The following is a 15,523-nucleotide window of genomic DNA, read 5'->3' on the forward strand; positions in this document are numbered from 1 at the left end:
CGTGCCCGCGCCCGAGAGAAACGCAGCGCAGCGCTCACACCACGTCCCACCAGCGGGGACACCCCACGGACTCACGAGGACGGTACAGCCATGCCTTCTTTCGACACTCCCCGACCGATCGCGGTGTCCGCCCACGTGGGCGCCGGTTCCATCCGGTTCACCGCGGGCGACCGGCCCGACACGGTCGTCGAGGTGCGGCCCGGCGACCCGAAGCGGGACAAGGACGTACGGGCCGCCGAGCAGACCGAGGTCTCGTACGCGAGCGGCGTCCTGACGATCAGCACGAAGGAACGCCGCTTCATCGGGCCCTCCGGCGGCGTCGACGTGACGGTGGAGCTGCCCACGGGCTCACGCGTCGACATGGAGGGCTCCTGGACCCAGGTCCTCGGCGAGGGCCGGCTCGGCGAGGTCCGGGTGAAGACCCCGGGCGGCGACGTCCGCCTGGACACGACGGGGCCGCTCCAGCTCACCGCCTCCCACGGCTCGGTCACCGTCGACCGGGTCGAGGGTTCGGCCGAGATCACCACCAGCTCCGGCAGCGTCCGCGTCGGCGTCATCGACGGCCCGGCCGTACTGAAGAACTCGCACGGCTCCACGACCGTGGGCGCCGCACTCGGCGACCTGCGGGTGAAGAACGCCAACGGTGACATCAACGTCGCCCACGCCGAGGCCTCGCTCACCGCGACCACCGCCCACGGCACCCTGCGGATCGACGAGGTGGTCCGCGGCGAGATCCGGCTGGAGACCTCCTACGGCGCCATCGAGGTCGGCGTCCGCGAGGGCACGGCCGCCTGGCTCGACGTCCGTTCGAGCGGGGGGCAGGTGCGCAACACCCTCACCGCGTCCGACAGCCCCGCCGAGACCGAGGAGACCGTCAAGGTCCACGCCCGCACCCGGTACGGCAACATCGACGTCCGCCGCGCCAAGGCCTGAGCGCCGCGCCCGCCCCCTGCGCTCACCCACCCACCCCTTGTCATCCCTGCCATCCCCTGTCATCCCTGTCATCCCCTCGAACGGGAGGGCTCCATGCCTTCATCTGTCATGCCCACGACCACTTCGGGGGCCGGTCCGCAGGCACCCGCCGCCGTCTCCGCCGTGGGGCTGCGCAAGTCCTACGGCGACAAGACCGTCCTCGACGGCATCGACCTGCGCATCCCGGCCGGTTCCGTGTTCGCGCTGCTCGGCCCGAACGGCGCGGGCAAGACCACCGCCGTCAAGATCCTCTCCACCCTCGTCTCGGCCGACGGCGGGCAGGCCCAGGTGGCGGGCCACGACCTCGCCGCCGACCCGCAGGCCGTGCGCGGCGCGATCGGGGTCACCGGTCAGTTCTCCGCCGTGGACGGTCTGATCACCGGCGAGGAGAACATGCTCCTCATGGCGGACCTGCACCTGCTCCCCCGGCGCGAGGGCCGGCGGGTCGCCGCCGAACTGCTGGAGCGCTTCGACCTCACCGAGGCCGCCCACCAGCCCGCCTCCACCTACTCCGGCGGCATGAAACGCCGCCTGGACATCGCCATGACCCTGGTCGGCGACCCCCGCATCATCTTCCTCGACGAACCCACCACCGGCCTCGACCCCCGCTCCCGCCACACCATGTGGCAGATCATCCGCGAACTCGTCACCGGCGGCGTCACCGTCTTCCTCACCACCCAGTACCTGGACGAGGCCGACGAACTCGCCGACCGCATCGCCGTACTCCACGACGGAAAGATCGCCGCCGAAGGCACCGCCGAACAACTCAAACGCATCGTCCCCGGCGGCCACGTCCGACTCCGCTTCACCGACCCCACCACCTACCGCGACGCCACCACCGCCCTGCCCGACAGCACCCCCGACGACGACTCCCTCACCCTCCAGATCCCCAGCAACGGAAGCCAACGCGACCTGCGCACCATCCTCGACCGCCTCGACGACGCCGGCATCGACGCCGACGAACTCACCGTCCACACCCCCGACCTCGACGACGTCTTCTTCGCCCTCACCACCACCGTTCCCGCCCAGACCGACACGACCAAGGAGACGGTCCGATGAGCACCCTCGGCCTCGCCGCGCGCAACTCCTCCACCATGCTGCGCCGCAACCTCCTGCACGCCCGCCGCTACCCCTCCCTCACCCTCAATCTCCTACTCACGCCGATCATGCTGCTGCTCCTGTTCGTCTACATCTTCGGGGACGCGATGAGCGCCGGCATCGGCGGCGGCGCCGACCGGTCCGCGTACATCGCCTACCTCGTACCCGGCCTGGTGCTGATGACCATCGGGTCCACCACGGTCGGCACCGCGGTCTCCGTCTCCAACGACATGACCGAGGGCATCGTCGCCCGCTTCCGGACCATGCCCATCCACCGCGGCTCGGTGATCACCGGGCACGTCATCGGCAGCGTGCTGCAGTCGGTGATCAGTGTGGTCCTCGTCGGCGCCGTCGCCGCGGCCATCGGCTTCCGCTCCACCGACGCCACCGCCCTGGAATGGCTCGCGGCCTTCGCGCTGGTCGCCCTGTTCGCCACCGCGCTGACCTGGATCGCCGTCGGGATGGGCCTGATCAGCCCGAACGCCGAGGCCGCCAGCAACAACGCGCTGCCGCTGATCTTCCTCCCGCTGATCTCCAGCACCTTCGTCCCCATCGACTCGATGCCGGGCTGGTTCCAGCCGATCGCCGAGTACCAGCCCTTCACGCCCGCCATCGAGACCCTGCGCGGACTCCTCCTCGGTACCGAGATCGGGCACAACGGATGGCTCGCCCTCGTCTGGTGCCTCGCCCTCACCGCGCTCGGCTACATCTGGTCGAAGTCGGTCTTCCACCGCGACGCGAAGTAGGGCGTCAGAGAGGTGTCAAAGGCGTTCGCGCCGCCGTATGGAAGCCATCAACGGCGGCCGAAAACGGTCGGAAGGGGGCTCTCATCTCGTTGTCAGCTTCTTTTCCGAACCTCACTAGGAGCCAGCGATGGCCGACGTGGCCTTCGTCGTCACCATGATCGCGGTGTTCGCGTTCGTGGCCCTTGTCGCCAAGGGGGTGACGAAGCTGTGACCGCGGAGAACATCGTCGGCCTGATCGTGGCCGTCGCCCTGCTCGGTTACCTCGTCCTCGCCCTGATCCACCCGGAGAGGTTCTGAGCACCGCATGAGCCCCGTCCTCGCCGGCGTGCTCCAGCTGCTCGCGCTCATGGCCGCGCTGGCGCTCGCCTACGTCCCCCTCGGCAACTACCTGGCCCGCGTCTACTCCTCGCCCAAGCACCTGCGGGTCGAGAAGTGGATCTACAAGGGCATCGGTGCGGACCCGGACACGGAGATGCGCTGGCCCGCCTACCTGCGCGGCGTGCTCGCCTTCTCCCTCGCCGGGGTCCTCTTCCTCTACCTGCTCCAGCGGTTGCAGGGCGTGCTGCCCGGCTCGCTCGGCTTCGCCTCCATCGACCCGGACCAGGCGTTCAACACCGCCGCGTCGTTCGTCGCCAACACCAACTGGCAGTCGTACTACGGCGAGCAGGCCATGGGCCACGTCGTGCAGACCGCCGGTCTGGCCGTGCAGAACTTCGTCTCGGCGGCCGTCGGCATCGCCGTCGCCGTCGCTCTCGTACGCGGCTTCGCGCGGTCCCGCACCGGTGAACTGGGCAACTTCTGGGCCGACCTGGTCCGCGGGGTCGTCCGCGTCCTGGTGCCGATCGCCGTGGTCGGCGCGGTGATCCTGGTGGCCTGCGGGGTCATCCAGAACTTCTCCGGCATCCACGAGGTCGGTCAGTTCATGGGCACCCAGGAGTGGAACGGGGGCGCGGTCGCCTCGCAGGAGGTGATCAAGGAGCTGGGCACCAACGGCGGCGGCTACTTCAACGCCAACTCCGCCCACCCCTTCGAGAACCCGACGCCGTTCACCAACCTGTTCGAGATCTTCCTGATCCTGCTGATCCCGGTCGCGCTGACCCGGACCTTCGGCGTCATGACCGGCTCGGTGCGCCAGGGCTACGCGATCCTCGGCACGATGGCCACCATCTGGGTCGGCTTCGTCGCCCTGATGATGTGGACCGAGTTCGCCCACCACGGCCCCGCGTTGCAGGCGGCCGGCGGGGCGATGGAGGGCAAGGAGCTGCGTTTCGGGATCGGCGGCTCCTCGCTCTTCGCGGTGACCACCACCCTGACCTCGACCGGCGCGGTGGACTCCTTCCACTCCTCCTACACCGGACTCGGCGGCGGCATCACCATGCTCGGCATGATGCTGGGCGAGATCGCGCCCGGCGGGGTCGGGTCCGGGCTCTACGGCATGCTGGTCATGGCGGTCATCGCGGTGTTCGTCGCGGGGCTCATGGTCGGGCGTACGCCCGAGTACCTGGGCAAGAAGATCGGCACCCGCGAGATCAAGTTCGCCGCCTGCTACATCCTGATCACCCCGGCCCTGGTCCTGGTGTTCACGGCCGCGGCGATGGCCCTGCCCACCCCGGGCGACTCGATGACCAACAGCGGGGCGCACGGCTTCTCCGAGATCCTGTACGCCTACACCTCCGCCTCGAACAACAACGGCTCGGCCTTCGCGGGCCTGAACGCCGACACCCAGTGGTTCAACAGCACCCTCGGCCTCGCCATGCTGCTGGGCCGGTTCGTGCCGATGGTGTTCGTCCTGGCCCTCGCGGGCTCGCTGGCCCGGCAGCAGCCGGTACCGGCCACCACGGGAACGCTGCGCACCGAGAAGCCGCTCTTCGCCGGCCTGCTGGTCGGAGCCGTCCTGATCATCACCGGTCTGACCTACTTCCCGGCCCTCGCCCTGGGCCCGCTCGCCGAAGGGCTGGCGGCATGAACACCGACACGCAGCAGACCGACGCACGGAACCAAGGGGACTCCATGTCCACAGCCACTGAGACCCGGGCGCCGCACGACGACGCGCCCTCCGGGCACCAGCCCGGTCAGGGCCGCGTCGGTGCGGGCCTCTTCGACCCGAAGCAGCTGGTCAAGTCGCTGCCCGACGCCTTCCGCAAACTCGACCCGCGGGTGATGGTGAAGTCGCCCGTCATGTTCGTCGTCCTCGTCGGCTCCGTGCTGACCACGGCCTTCTCCTTCACGGACCCCGGCGACTGGTTCGGCTGGACGATCAGCGCCTGGCTCTGGCTGACCGTGCTCTTCGCCAACCTGGCGGAGGCGGTCGCCGAGGGCCGCGGCAAGGCCCAGGCCGACACCCTGCGCAAGGCCAAGACCGACACCGTCGCCCGCCGGGTAGACGGCACCACGGTCCCCGGCACCGGGCTCACGGTCGGCGACCTGGTCGTCTGCGAGGCCGGGGACGTCATCCCCGGCGACGGCGACGTCGTCGAGGGCGTCGCCTCGGTCGACGAGTCGGCGATCACCGGCGAGTCGGCGCCCGTCATCCGCGAGTCCGGCGGCGACCGGTCCGCGGTCACCGGCGGGACCAAGGTGCTCTCCGACCGCATCGTCGTGAGGATCACCACGAAGCCGGGCGAGACCTTCATCGACCGGATGATCAACCTGGTCGAGGGAGCGGCCCGGCAGAAGACGCCGAACGAGGTCGCGCTGAACATCCTGCTGGCCTCGCTGACCGTCGTCTTCCTGCTGGCCTGCGCCACCCTGCCGCCGTTCGCCGACTACGCGGGCACCCACCTGGACATGATCGTGCTGGTGGCCCTGCTGGTCTGCCTCATCCCGACCACGATCGGCGCCCTGCTCTCCGCGATCGGCATCGCGGGCATGGACCGCCTGGTGCAGCGCAACGTGCTGGCGATGTCGGGCCGCGCGGTCGAGGCCGCCGGTGACGTCTCCACGCTGCTCCTCGACAAGACCGGCACCATCACGCTGGGCAACCGGCAGGCGGCCGAGTTCGTGCCGGTCCGCGGTGTGACGGAGGCCGAACTCGCCGACGCCGCCCAGCTCTCCTCGCTCGCCGACGAGACACCCGAGGGCCGCTCGATCGTCGTCCTCGCCAAGGAGAAGTACGGCCTGCGCGAGAGGCAGCAGGGCGAGCTGGCCGGTGCCGAGTGGATCGAGTTCACCGCCCAGACCCGCATGTCCGGCGTGGACGCCGACGGCCGCAAGGTCCGCAAGGGCGCGGCAGGCTCGGTCGTCGCCTGGGTCGGGGAGCGCGGCGGCACGGTCGCCGAGGACGCGGACACGGCAGTCGAGGACATCTCCGCGGCGGGCGGCACGCCACTGCTCGTCGCCGTCGAGGACGAGCGCGGCGCCCGCGTCCTCGGTGTCGTCCACCTCAAGGACGTCGTCAAGCAGGGCATGCGCGAGCGGTTCGACGAGCTGCGCCGCATGGGCATCAAGACCGTCATGATCACGGGTGACAACCCGCTGACGGCCAGGGCGATCGCCGACGAGGCGGGCGTCGACGACTTCCTCGCCGAGGCCACGCCCGAGGACAAGATGGCCCTCATCAAGCGCGAGCAGGCCGGCGGCAAACTGGTCGCGATGACCGGCGACGGCACCAACGACGCCCCCGCGCTGGCCCAGGCGGACGTCGGTGTGGCGATGAACACCGGCACGTCGGCCGCCAAGGAGGCCGGCAACATGGTCGACCTCGACTCCAACCCCACCAAGCTGATCGAGATCGTCGAGATCGGCAAGCAGTTGCTGATCACGCGCGGGGCGCTCACGACGTTCTCGATCGCCAACGACGTCGCCAAGTACTTCGCGATCATCCCGGCGCTCTTCGCGGCCGTCTACCCGGGCCTGGACAAGCTCAACGTCATGGGGCTGTCCTCCCCGGACTCCGCGATCCTGTCCGCGGTGATCTTCAACGCGCTGATCATCGTCGTGCTGGTGCCGCTCTCGCTGAAGGGCGTGCGCTACCGGCCCATGAGCGCCGACCGGATGCTGCGCCGCAACCTCGCCGTCTACGGACTGGGCGGGCTGATCGCCCCGTTCATCGGCATCAAGCTCATCGACCTGATCGTCTCGCTCATTCCCGGAATCGGCTGACCGACATGAACACTTCCCTGACCAACGCCGCCCGGCTGTTCACCGCGGGCCTGCGCGCCCTGCTCGTCCTGACCGTGGTCACCGGCATCGTCTACCCGCTCGTCGTCACCGGCGTCGCCCAGGGGCTGTTCCCCGGGAAGGCGAACGGCTCCGAGATCAAGGCGGACGGGAAGGTCGTCGGCTCCTCCCTCATCGGCCAGTCCTACAACCTGCCGCTGAAGGAGGGCCAGGAGACCCCGGAACCGGACCTGAAATGGTTCCAGGGCCGCCCGGCCAACGGCCTCGGCACCAACACCGTGAACACCCAGTACGAGCTGATCCTGTCCGGGGCCACCAACCGCTCCGCCGACAACCCGGAGCTCGTCCAGTGGGTGAAGGAGGCCAAGGCCGCCGTAGTCGAGGACAACTCCGTGCCCGGCCACCCCGTGCGGCCCGAGGACGTGCCCGCGGACGCCGTCACCTCCTCCGGCTCCGGCCTGGACCCGGACATCTCCCCGCGGTACGCCGACCTCCAGGTGCACCGGGTCGCCGAGAAGAACGGCCTGCCCGCCGAGCGCGTCCAGAAGCTCGTCGACGAGCACACCACCCCCCGCACCCTCGGCTTCATCGGCGAACCGCGGGTGAACGTCCTCGAACTCAACATCGCGCTCGGGGAACTGGTGGCACCGGGGGCCGGGCACTGAGCCGCGGTTACAATCCGGGCCATGGCCCTGACCGTGAGCGACGTGGAACGGTTCGAGGCCTCCAGGCGCCGTCTGGAGGCCATCGCCTACCGCCTGCTCGGCTCGGCGAGCGAGGCGGAGGACGCCGTGCAGGAGACGTTCCTGCGCTGGCAGGCGGCCGACGTCGCACGCGTCGAGGTTCCCGAGGCCTGGCTGACGAAGGTCCTCACCAACCTGTGCCTCAACCAGCTCACCTCGGCCCGCGCCCGCCGGGAGACCTACGTGGGCCAGTGGCTGCCCGAGCCGCTGCTCGCCGGGGACCCGATGCTCGGCCCGGCGGAGACGGCCGAGCAGCGCGAGTCGGTCTCCCTGGCGGTCCTCGCCCTGCTGGAGCGGCTCTCCCCGGGCGAGCGGGCGGTGTACGTCCTGCGTGAGGCCTTCGGCTACCCGCACCGGGAGATCGCCGCGATCCTCGACATCACGGAGGACGCCAGCCAGCAGACCCTGCACCGGGCCAGGAAGCACGTCGCGCAGGGCAGGGCCCGCACCGAGGTCGACGAGGCCGCGGCCCGGCGGATCGTCGACGAGTTCCTCGCGGCGGCCACCAGCGGCCGGACCGAACCGCTGGTCGAGCTGCTCACCCGGGACGCCGTGTCGATCGGCGACGGCGGCGGGAAGGTGCCGGCCCGCGCCAAGGCGTTCGAGGGCGCCCAGGCCGTGGCGACGTTCCTGCGGGGCCTGTTCAAGCCCGGCAGGGCCAAGCGCGAGCTGACCGGCGGTCCCGCCGAGATCTACGCCGCCACCGCCAACGGCGACCCCGCCCTGGTGGCCGTCGTGCACGGCCGGGTCATCGGGATCATGTGCCTGGAGGTCACCCCCGAGGGGCTCGCGGGCTTCCGCAACCAGGTCAACCCCGACAAGCTCGAACGGGCCGGCCGCCGGTGGGAGGCCGACGAGCACGGGGAACCCCTGTTCCGGATCTGACCCGGGCCCGGCCTCCCGGACCTCGCCGCCGCTCCCACCCCTCCCGGGCCCCGGCCGGAATGTGGTGCGCGTCACTCCCGACCCTGTCAGGAATCGGCGGGCTGCCCGGTTCAAGGGGCGAGTCCCGCTGGAGAGAGCCCCAGCGGCCGGAGACAAGGGAGCACGTCATGCAGCACACCCCGCGGCACCGCATCGTCGTCCTGGGCGCCGGATACGCCGGAGCCGTCGCCGCCGGTCGTCTTGCCAGGCGACTGCGGAGCGAGGACGCGGCCATCACCCTCGTCAACGCCGAGCCCCACTTCGTCGAACGGGTCAGGATGCACCAGCTCGCCGTCGGCCAGGACCTCAGGGCCCGGCCGCTGGACGAGATGTTCGCGGGCACCGGGGTCGAGGTGCGGATCGCGAAGGTCACCGGCGTGGACGCCGACCGCAGGACCGTCGCCGTCACCGACGAGGACGGCGCCGGTGAACTGGCCTACGACACCCTCGTCTACGCCCTCGGCAGCGCCTGGAACCCGCAGGACGTCCCCGGTGCCGCGGAGCACGCCCACGAGATCGCCGGCCGCCCGGGAGCGCTCCGGCTGCGCGAACGCCTGGCGGGGCTGGAGGCCGGCCGGAGCGTGGTCGTCGTCGGCGGCGGACTCACCGGCCTGGAGGCCGCGTCCGAGATCGCCGAGGCCCGCCCGGACCTCGACGTGTCGCTCACGGCCCGCGGCGAACTCGGCGACTGGCTCTCCCCCAAGGGCCGCCGCCACCTGCGGAAGGTCTTCGCCGCCCTGGGCATCACGGCACACGAGAACGCCGCCGTCACGGCCGTGGCCGCGGACCACGTCGTCACCGCCGACGGCACCGCCGTCCCGGCCGATGTCACGGTGTGGACCACCGGATTCGCCGTCCACCCCCTGGCGAGTGCCACCACGCTGAACGTCACCGACACCGGCCGGATCGTCGTCGACGGGACCATGCGCTCGGTGTCCCACCCGGACGTGTACGCGGTCGGCGACGCGGCGCTGGCGGCGGGACCCGGCGACCGGCCGCTGCGGATGTCGTGCGCCTCGGGCGTCCCCACCGCCTGGCAGGCCGCCGACGCCATCGCGGCCCGGCTGACCGGCGGGAAGCTGCCGAACGTGACGCCGCGCTACTTCAACCAGTGCATCTCGCTCGGCCGGGGCCAGGGCCTGATCCAGTACGTCACCGCCGACGACCGCGCCGTGCGCGCGGCGCTGACCGGACGGCTCGCCGCCCTCTACAAGGAACTCGTCTGCAAGTCCGCGGCCTGGGGCGTCGCCAACCCGACCCTCGGCGTCCCGACCCGTCGCCGCCCGGTGGCGTCCCGCACCCCGGAGCCGGTCCCGACGACCTGAACGAGGGACGCGCTACCGCACCGGGAAGCCGAAGGTGTGGCCCTGCTCCTTCAGCCAGGGCAGGACCTGCCGCAGGGCTTCGACGGTCTGGGTGCGGTCGCCCCCGGCGTCGTGGAAGAGGATGGTCGGCCCGTTGGGCAGCTCCCGCTTGACGGTGGCGACGATGGCGTCCGCGCCCGGCCGCTCGAAGTCCTTGGTGTCCACGTTCCAGCCCAGCGGGCGCATGCCGTGGGAGGCGGCGAGCTTGCGGCTGTAGGGGGTGAACGCCCCGCCGGGGGCCCGGTAGTACACCGGCCGCACGCCCCCGGACGCCTTGATGATCATGCGCTCGGCGTCGAGGATCTCCTTGGACTGGTAGGCCTCGGACTTCTTGTCCATGGTGGTGTCGTGCGACACCGTGTGGTCGCACAGCCGGTGCCCGGCCGCGACGACGTCCTTCACGAGATCCGGGTGGGCCTCGGCCTGAAGGCCCGTCATGCAGAAGGTGGCCTTCACGCCGTACTCCTTCAGCAGGTCGAGCACTTGAGGCGTCCACGCCGGGTCGGGGCCGTCGTCGATGGTGATGTTCACGCCGCGCGGCCCCGCGTCCGAGGCGTGCGCGATGCTGATGTCGACGGGCTTGGCTTCGCCGCCCGGCGTGGCCGACGCGGACGCCCGCGGCGTCGCGCCGTCGCCGACGGAGTCGGCCTGCGCGGTCCACACCGAGGCGCCGACGGCGAGCACCGTCACACCGAGCGCCGCCCCGACCACCTTGCCGTACCAGCCCCGTCCACCACCGTGCCGCGCCATGTCCGCCGCCCCGCCTTCGCGTAGTCACTCGCCGCCGGTCCCGATCACGTCGGGAACCACATGACAGGACGGAAGAAACCCGCCCCGGGATCCCTCCGTTACCGATCACGGACAATCCCGGGGGAGTACACGGACAACTCGACGGCCTACGGCTCACCCGAGGGCGTACTGCCAGAGGTAGGCCCCGGCGCCAGTGCAAGCCGTGCCCGACCCGGCGATCCAGTACAGGGAGAAGGTGTTGAGGGGGACCTTGTCCCAGGGCTTCTCCTCCTGTTCCCGGATGTCGGCCGCGACCTTCTTGGCGATCGGCGCCAGCATGACGACGAACGTGAGCAGGACACCGCTGTAGATGTAGAGGGTGTGCGGGACGGAGTAGCCCTTCACCGTGGCGTTGGGCAGCAGGAACAGCCAGCCGGCCAGCGGGGCGGCGAACATGCGCAGCCGGGCCTTGGGCGTCGGCATGCACCAGTACATCGCGGCCGCGTAGACGACGGTGGCGCCGAAGGCAATGAGCCACCAGACTTCCGTGCTCAGTCGAACGGACATCATCCCGGCCCCCCTTCCGGACGGAAGCCTAGGCAACCCGGCCGCCCGGCGTGAGCGGGCCTTCCGGCACTGGAGGATGGCCGAAGTCTGCCGTGTTCCGGCAACTTCAGGCGTCGTCCGGGCCGGTGCGGGGCCGGGAGCGGAACGTGCGGCGGTAGGTGTCGGGCGGCACGCCGACCGTGCGGTTGAAGTGCCGGCGCAGGGTCGTGGCGGTGCCCATGCCGGTGGCCGTCGCGATGGCGTCGACGGAGTCGTCGGAGTTCTCCAGCAACTCCTGGGCACGGCGGATCCGTTGGGTCAGCAGCCAGCGCAGCGGGGTGGTGCCGGTCACCGTCCTGAAGTGGCGGCCCAGGTTGCGCGGACTCATCCCCGCCCGACGCGCCAGGTCCGGCACGCCGAGCGGGCGGTCGAGGCGCTCGAGCACCCAGGGGAACAGCGCGGCGAGCGAGTGCTCGTCCCGCACGGGCACCGGCGCGGCGACGAACTGGGCCTGGCCGCCCGCCCGGTGCGGCGGCACGACCAGGCGGCGGGCGACGGCGTTGGCGACGGCCGAGCCGTGGTCGAGCCGGACCAGGTGCAGGCACAGGTCCATCGCCGCGGCCGGGCCGGGCGGCGTCCCGTCAGGCCCGGGCCGGCGCGGCGTCCGTGGCGGCCCCCGCCGCGCCCAGGGCGTGCAGGATGCGGGCCAGGTCGGCCGGTGCCGCCGCGAGGCGGACCGGCTCGCCCGCGTCGTCGAGCTCGGCGACGTGCCAGCCGCGGGGCACGCCGTCGCCGTCGCCGCCGCGCGGACGCCGTACGCCCTGGACGGTGAGCCGGTGCGCGGGAACGGGCTTCGCCGCGAACCGCCCCGGTCCGGGGTGGGGGACGACGGCGGGCGGGCCGTCGCCGAGCACGACGTGGGTGCCGAAGTGGTTCGGGTTGTAGTCGGTGCTCTCCAGGAAGCGGGCGGCGAGGAACACGTCCTCTCCGGCGGCCTCCCGGGGCACCGACCCGGTCGCCGTCGCGGCCGTCGCGGCGACCTGCGGCGTGCGGATCCGGGTCGCGCGCCACGCCAGGACGAGGAGGCCCAGCGTGACCAGGGACCCGGCGGTCGCCCAGGCGAGAGGCCCGGGAGAAGCCGGCGGGCCCAGGGGATGGACGTAGCAGAACGGCAGCAGCCACAGCGCGGTGACGACCAGCACACCCGCGAACGGCAGCGCCGACGGCAGCACCTCGTCGTCGGGAAGCCGGCGCCCGCGCCGGTGCGTCAGCACCCGGGCGCCCGGGTATCCGGCCGCGAGGGCGAGCGCGGCGGCGAGCACGGCCACCGAACCGGCGCTGGTGAAGTGCTCCCGCCACACGTGGTGTTCCGTCGCCACCACCCTCACCTGCCCGCGCCACAGGGTGAGTTCGACGCGGTCACCGGACCGGAAGCCCCGGGCGCCCTCGCGCGAGACCGTGACCCGGTCCACCGGCCGGCCGTCGGCGAAGTACAGCCGGCTGGGCTGCTTCGCCTTGCCCACCTCGGTCCGCGCGATCACGGCCGGCCGGGTGGTGAGGCACGCGCCGCGCTCCGCGGACGGCGTCCCGGCGGCGCACGGGACGGCCGAGTCCCACGCCTCCTTCGTCGCCCCCGTGACCGGCACGAACCACGCGGCCGACGCCGCCCCCGCGAGCAGCAGCAGGCACAGGACCAGCGGTACGGCGGCGCCCCGCCCGGCGGTGCGCCTGGAGATGACGGCGAGATGGTCCGACTCGGGGCTCCCGTGCCGACGGTGCAGGGCCCGCAGCGCGTCCAGCGTCGCGTCGAAGTCCGGCCGGTCGTCCCGGGACCCGGACACCGGCAGGGGCAGCCGCCGCGTCCGCCCGTCGCGCAGCAGTACACCGACCCGGAAGTACTCCTCCCCGTGCCGCCCGTACTGGATGTGGACGCGCAGGTCGGCGATGTCGTCCCACGGCATGCTCCGGCGACGGCGCAGCAGCGAGCCGTACCGCACGCCGTACGCGTCGGCGCCCACCTCGAGGGTGACTCCGTGGAGGAAGGCGACGCCCACCAGGGCGGCCAGCAGCCCGCCGCCCACCCACCAGTCCACGAGGACACCCGAGTACACCAGGCGCCCCGCGGCCAGGACGGCCCCGGCCGCGCCCACCCCGACGCACACCCACAGGGGCCGCCTGCGCAGGGGCCGGACGCTCACTTCCTGGCCGACGGTCATGCGCGCATGATGCCACCGGCCGCGACGCGCCCGCCTGTACGGCATCCGGCAGTGTTCCGGCCCGTCAGGCTGCCGGGGACCGGTGCGAGGGCGGAACCGGCGCCGACGACGCGGGCTCCTTGTACCGGGAGGCGGTCGGATGGCACCGTGCAGCCTGACGGGGGAGACATGCGACCACCAGACGAACCGAGCACCGGCCGGGGTGCGGACACGCACGAGTTCGACGCCTTCTACGCCGAGAGCGTCGGCCGGCTCATCGGTCACCTGTACGCGATGACGGGCGACCTCGCCGAGGCGCAGGACGTGGTCCAGGAGGCCTTCGCCCGGGCCTGGGAACGGCGGACCGAGCTGGATCTGAACGGCGCCCCCGAGGCGTGGGTGCGCACGGTGGCCTGGCGGCTGGCGGTCAGTCGGTGGCGGAAGGTGCGCACCGCGCTCGCCTTCGCCCGGCGCCAGGGCCCGCCGGCCGTCGTTCCGCCCCCGGAACCGCACCACGTGCTGCTGGTCCAGGCGCTGCGGCGGATACCCGAGGCGCAACGACGGGCCGTGGTCCTCCACCACCTGTGCGACCTGACGGTCGAGCAGGTGGCCGCCGAGGTCGGCAGCCCGGTCGGTACGGTCAAGGCGCAGCTGAGCCGGGGCCGGGCGGCGCTGGCCCGGCTGCTGTCCGACACCGAGCTGGATCCGCGGACGAGTCGCCTGCCGGAGGTGCGCCATGGCTGACAGGCCGGGATCGGAGCCCGAACTGGAGCCGGAACTGGGGCCAGGACCGGGGCCAGGACCGCTGCGCGGGCTGGAGGAGTCCCTGGCGGACCTCGCCGAGACCGGCCGCCGGCACGCGGTACCGCCGGCCCCGGAGCGGATCCGGGCGCGCGGCGAACAGCGCCTGCGCCGCAGACGGGCCGCACTGGCGTCCGGCGGCGCGCTGCTGGCCGCGGCGGTGGCCCTGGGCGGCCTGTCGCTGGTCCGGGCCGCCCGGGACCCCGAGCCGCCCGCCGTCCTCCCGACGGCGACCGCTTCGCCCTTCGTGCCGCCGACGCCCGCTCCGGGAGCGGAGTACGCCGAGGAGCTCGCCTACGTGTACGACGCGGTGGCCCGGGGCGACACGGTGCGGGTCACCGTCGAACCGCTGCGTACCGGGCCGGGCGGGGCGACGCCCACGGGCGAGGTGCACACGCTGACCCTGCCGCGGGGGACGCCGGTCGAAGCACGGCGGCTGTCCGGCGGGAACCCGGCGGACATGCGACTGGACGAGCTGCTCGACCGGCTGGCAGCCGGGCGGGAGTGGGCCTTCGCGATCGACTACGACGGCGAGGGCCGCGTGCACTCGCTGCGGGAGGCGTACTGGCTCGGCGACTGATCCCGCGGGAAAACCCGCATCAGGATGCAACCCGACGGGTGGGCCGGCGCGTAGAGAGTGCGTATCCAGAACGCACCACGTCCTTGGGGGGACTTCATCATGCGCGTCGCACACCGCCGGACCACCACCGTCCGATGCCTCACCGCCCTCACCGTCGGCCTGCTGGCCCTGACCGGCTGCGGCGGACCGGACGACGGACCGGACGACGGACAGGCCCCCGCCGCCACCGCCACCGCGTCCGTGACCTCGGAGGCGCCTGCCCCGTCGCCGGACGGGACCGCCCCGAGCACCTCGCCGAGCGCCACCTCGCCGAGCGCCACCGCGGCGAGCGCCACCGCGGCCCGCTGGGCGGGCACCAAGCAGTTCGTGCAGATCGACGACGCCCGGACCGGCGACGGACGGACCTACCTGTCGGTGCGTCCCGCCGAGAAGAAGCCCCACCCCCAGTTCGAGGCATGGGTGATCGTCCCGGGCGAGGGGCCCTACACCGAGGTGAGCATGACCGAGGACGCCCAGGTGCTCCTGTCGGTCCCGCTCGGCGACGCGAAGCACCCCGCCGCGTACGCCCAGGACGAGTTCGTCAGCCGCCTGACGGCCCGGCCCTCCTCGGACCGTGCGCTCCTCGGCTACGACCTGAGCTTCGACGGCCAGGGCCGAGTCACCAGGGTGCAGTCGCTGTACACCCCCTGACGGCCGGGCGCCGCCC

General features: G+C 72.3%; 15 protein-coding genes and 1 pseudogene. 12 read left to right on the forward strand and 4 right to left on the reverse strand.

The window, feature by feature from the left end; translation table 11 throughout:
• Window positions 1-90: 90 nt before the first annotated feature.
• The 9 genes from ACZ7MF_RS27910 to ACZ7MF_RS27950 all read left to right on the forward strand — a co-directional run bounded on the left by ACZ7MF_RS27910 (window position 91) and on the right by ACZ7MF_RS27950 (window position 9,927).
• Window positions 91-933 (forward strand): DUF4097 family beta strand repeat-containing protein, encoded by an 843-nt coding sequence (locus ACZ7MF_RS27910; protein ID WP_471480717.1) that lies wholly within the window; start codon window positions 91-93, stop codon window positions 931-933.
• Between the two features lie 108 nt (window positions 934-1,041).
• Window positions 1,042-2,031, forward strand: coding sequence for an ATP-binding cassette domain-containing protein (locus ACZ7MF_RS27915; RefSeq protein WP_471480719.1), 990 nt, complete (start codon window positions 1,042-1,044; stop codon window positions 2,029-2,031).
• Window positions 2,028-2,816, forward strand: coding sequence for an ABC transporter permease (locus ACZ7MF_RS27920; RefSeq protein ID WP_471480721.1), 789 nt, complete (start codon window positions 2,028-2,030; stop codon window positions 2,814-2,816). Before ACZ7MF_RS27915 ends, ACZ7MF_RS27920 begins: the two co-directional genes overlap by 4 nt.
• A gap of 207 nt (window positions 2,817-3,023) precedes the next feature.
• Window positions 3,024-3,113, forward strand: a complete 90-nt coding sequence (kdpF, locus tag ACZ7MF_RS27925) for a K(+)-transporting ATPase subunit F (protein WP_037922167.1) — start codon at window positions 3,024-3,026, stop codon at window positions 3,111-3,113.
• 7 nt (window positions 3,114-3,120) lie between these two features.
• Complete coding sequence (gene kdpA / locus ACZ7MF_RS27930; RefSeq protein WP_471480723.1) at window positions 3,121-4,782, forward strand: potassium-transporting ATPase subunit KdpA; 1,662 nt, start codon at window positions 3,121-3,123, stop codon at window positions 4,780-4,782.
• Window positions 4,779-6,917: a potassium-transporting ATPase subunit KdpB gene (gene kdpB / locus ACZ7MF_RS27935; protein ID WP_471480725.1), complete on the forward strand. Its 2,139-nt coding sequence runs from the start codon at window positions 4,779-4,781 to the stop codon at window positions 6,915-6,917. Before kdpA ends, kdpB begins: the two co-directional genes overlap by 4 nt.
• A gap of 5 nt (window positions 6,918-6,922) precedes the next feature.
• Window positions 6,923-7,600: a potassium-transporting ATPase subunit C gene (locus ACZ7MF_RS27940; protein WP_471480727.1), complete on the forward strand. Its 678-nt coding sequence runs from the start codon at window positions 6,923-6,925 to the stop codon at window positions 7,598-7,600.
• A 21-nt stretch (window positions 7,601-7,621) separates the two neighbouring features.
• On the forward strand, window positions 7,622-8,563 hold the full coding sequence (gene sigJ / locus ACZ7MF_RS27945; protein WP_471480729.1) for an RNA polymerase sigma factor SigJ: 942 nt from the start codon (window positions 7,622-7,624) through the stop codon (window positions 8,561-8,563).
• 167 nt (window positions 8,564-8,730) lie between these two features.
• Window positions 8,731-9,927 carry an NAD(P)/FAD-dependent oxidoreductase gene (locus ACZ7MF_RS27950; protein ID WP_471480731.1) on the forward strand — a complete coding sequence of 399 codons (1,197 nt, stop codon included), beginning with the start codon at window positions 8,731-8,733 and terminating at the stop codon, window positions 9,925-9,927.
• 12 nt (window positions 9,928-9,939) lie between these two features.
• Here the strand turns inward: ACZ7MF_RS27950 and ACZ7MF_RS27955 are convergent, their stop codons facing one another.
• The 4 genes and pseudogenes from ACZ7MF_RS27955 to ACZ7MF_RS27970 all read right to left on the reverse strand — a co-directional run bounded on the left by ACZ7MF_RS27955 (window position 9,940) and on the right by ACZ7MF_RS27970 (window position 13,457).
• Window positions 9,940-10,716: a polysaccharide deacetylase family protein gene (locus tag ACZ7MF_RS27955; protein ID WP_471480733.1), complete on the reverse strand. Its 777-nt coding sequence runs from the start codon at window positions 10,714-10,716 to the stop codon at window positions 9,940-9,942.
• Between the two features lie 153 nt (window positions 10,717-10,869).
• Window positions 10,870-11,265 carry a hypothetical protein gene (locus tag ACZ7MF_RS27960; RefSeq protein WP_471480735.1) on the reverse strand — a complete coding sequence of 132 codons (396 nt, stop codon included), beginning with the start codon at window positions 11,263-11,265 and terminating at the stop codon, window positions 10,870-10,872.
• Window positions 11,266-11,368: 103 nt separating this feature from the next.
• Window positions 11,369-11,878 (reverse strand): annotated as a pseudogene (locus tag ACZ7MF_RS27965) (helix-turn-helix domain-containing protein); the annotation flags it as partial.
• A 4-nt stretch (window positions 11,879-11,882) separates the two neighbouring features.
• Window positions 11,883-13,457: a PH domain-containing protein gene (locus tag ACZ7MF_RS27970; RefSeq protein WP_471480737.1), complete on the reverse strand. Its 1,575-nt coding sequence runs from the start codon at window positions 13,455-13,457 to the stop codon at window positions 11,883-11,885.
• Window positions 13,458-13,625: 168 nt separating this feature from the next.
• Here ACZ7MF_RS27970 and ACZ7MF_RS27975 point away from each other — a divergent pair, with 168 nt between their 5' ends.
• The 3 genes from ACZ7MF_RS27975 to ACZ7MF_RS27985 all read left to right on the forward strand — a co-directional run bounded on the left by ACZ7MF_RS27975 (window position 13,626) and on the right by ACZ7MF_RS27985 (window position 15,507).
• Window positions 13,626-14,180, forward strand: coding sequence for a SigE family RNA polymerase sigma factor (locus tag ACZ7MF_RS27975; protein ID WP_471480739.1), 555 nt, complete (start codon window positions 13,626-13,628; stop codon window positions 14,178-14,180).
• Window positions 14,173-14,817, forward strand: coding sequence for a hypothetical protein (locus ACZ7MF_RS27980; protein ID WP_471480741.1), 645 nt, complete (start codon window positions 14,173-14,175; stop codon window positions 14,815-14,817). The genes ACZ7MF_RS27975 and ACZ7MF_RS27980 overlap by 8 nt, the downstream gene beginning before the upstream one ends.
• Before the next feature lie 99 nt (window positions 14,818-14,916).
• On the forward strand, window positions 14,917-15,507 hold the full coding sequence (locus ACZ7MF_RS27985) for a hypothetical protein (RefSeq protein WP_471480743.1): 591 nt from the start codon (window positions 14,917-14,919) through the stop codon (window positions 15,505-15,507).
• Window positions 15,508-15,523 lie beyond the last annotated feature (16 nt).

Source organism: Streptomyces sp. NPDC111628, assembly GCF_055635195.1.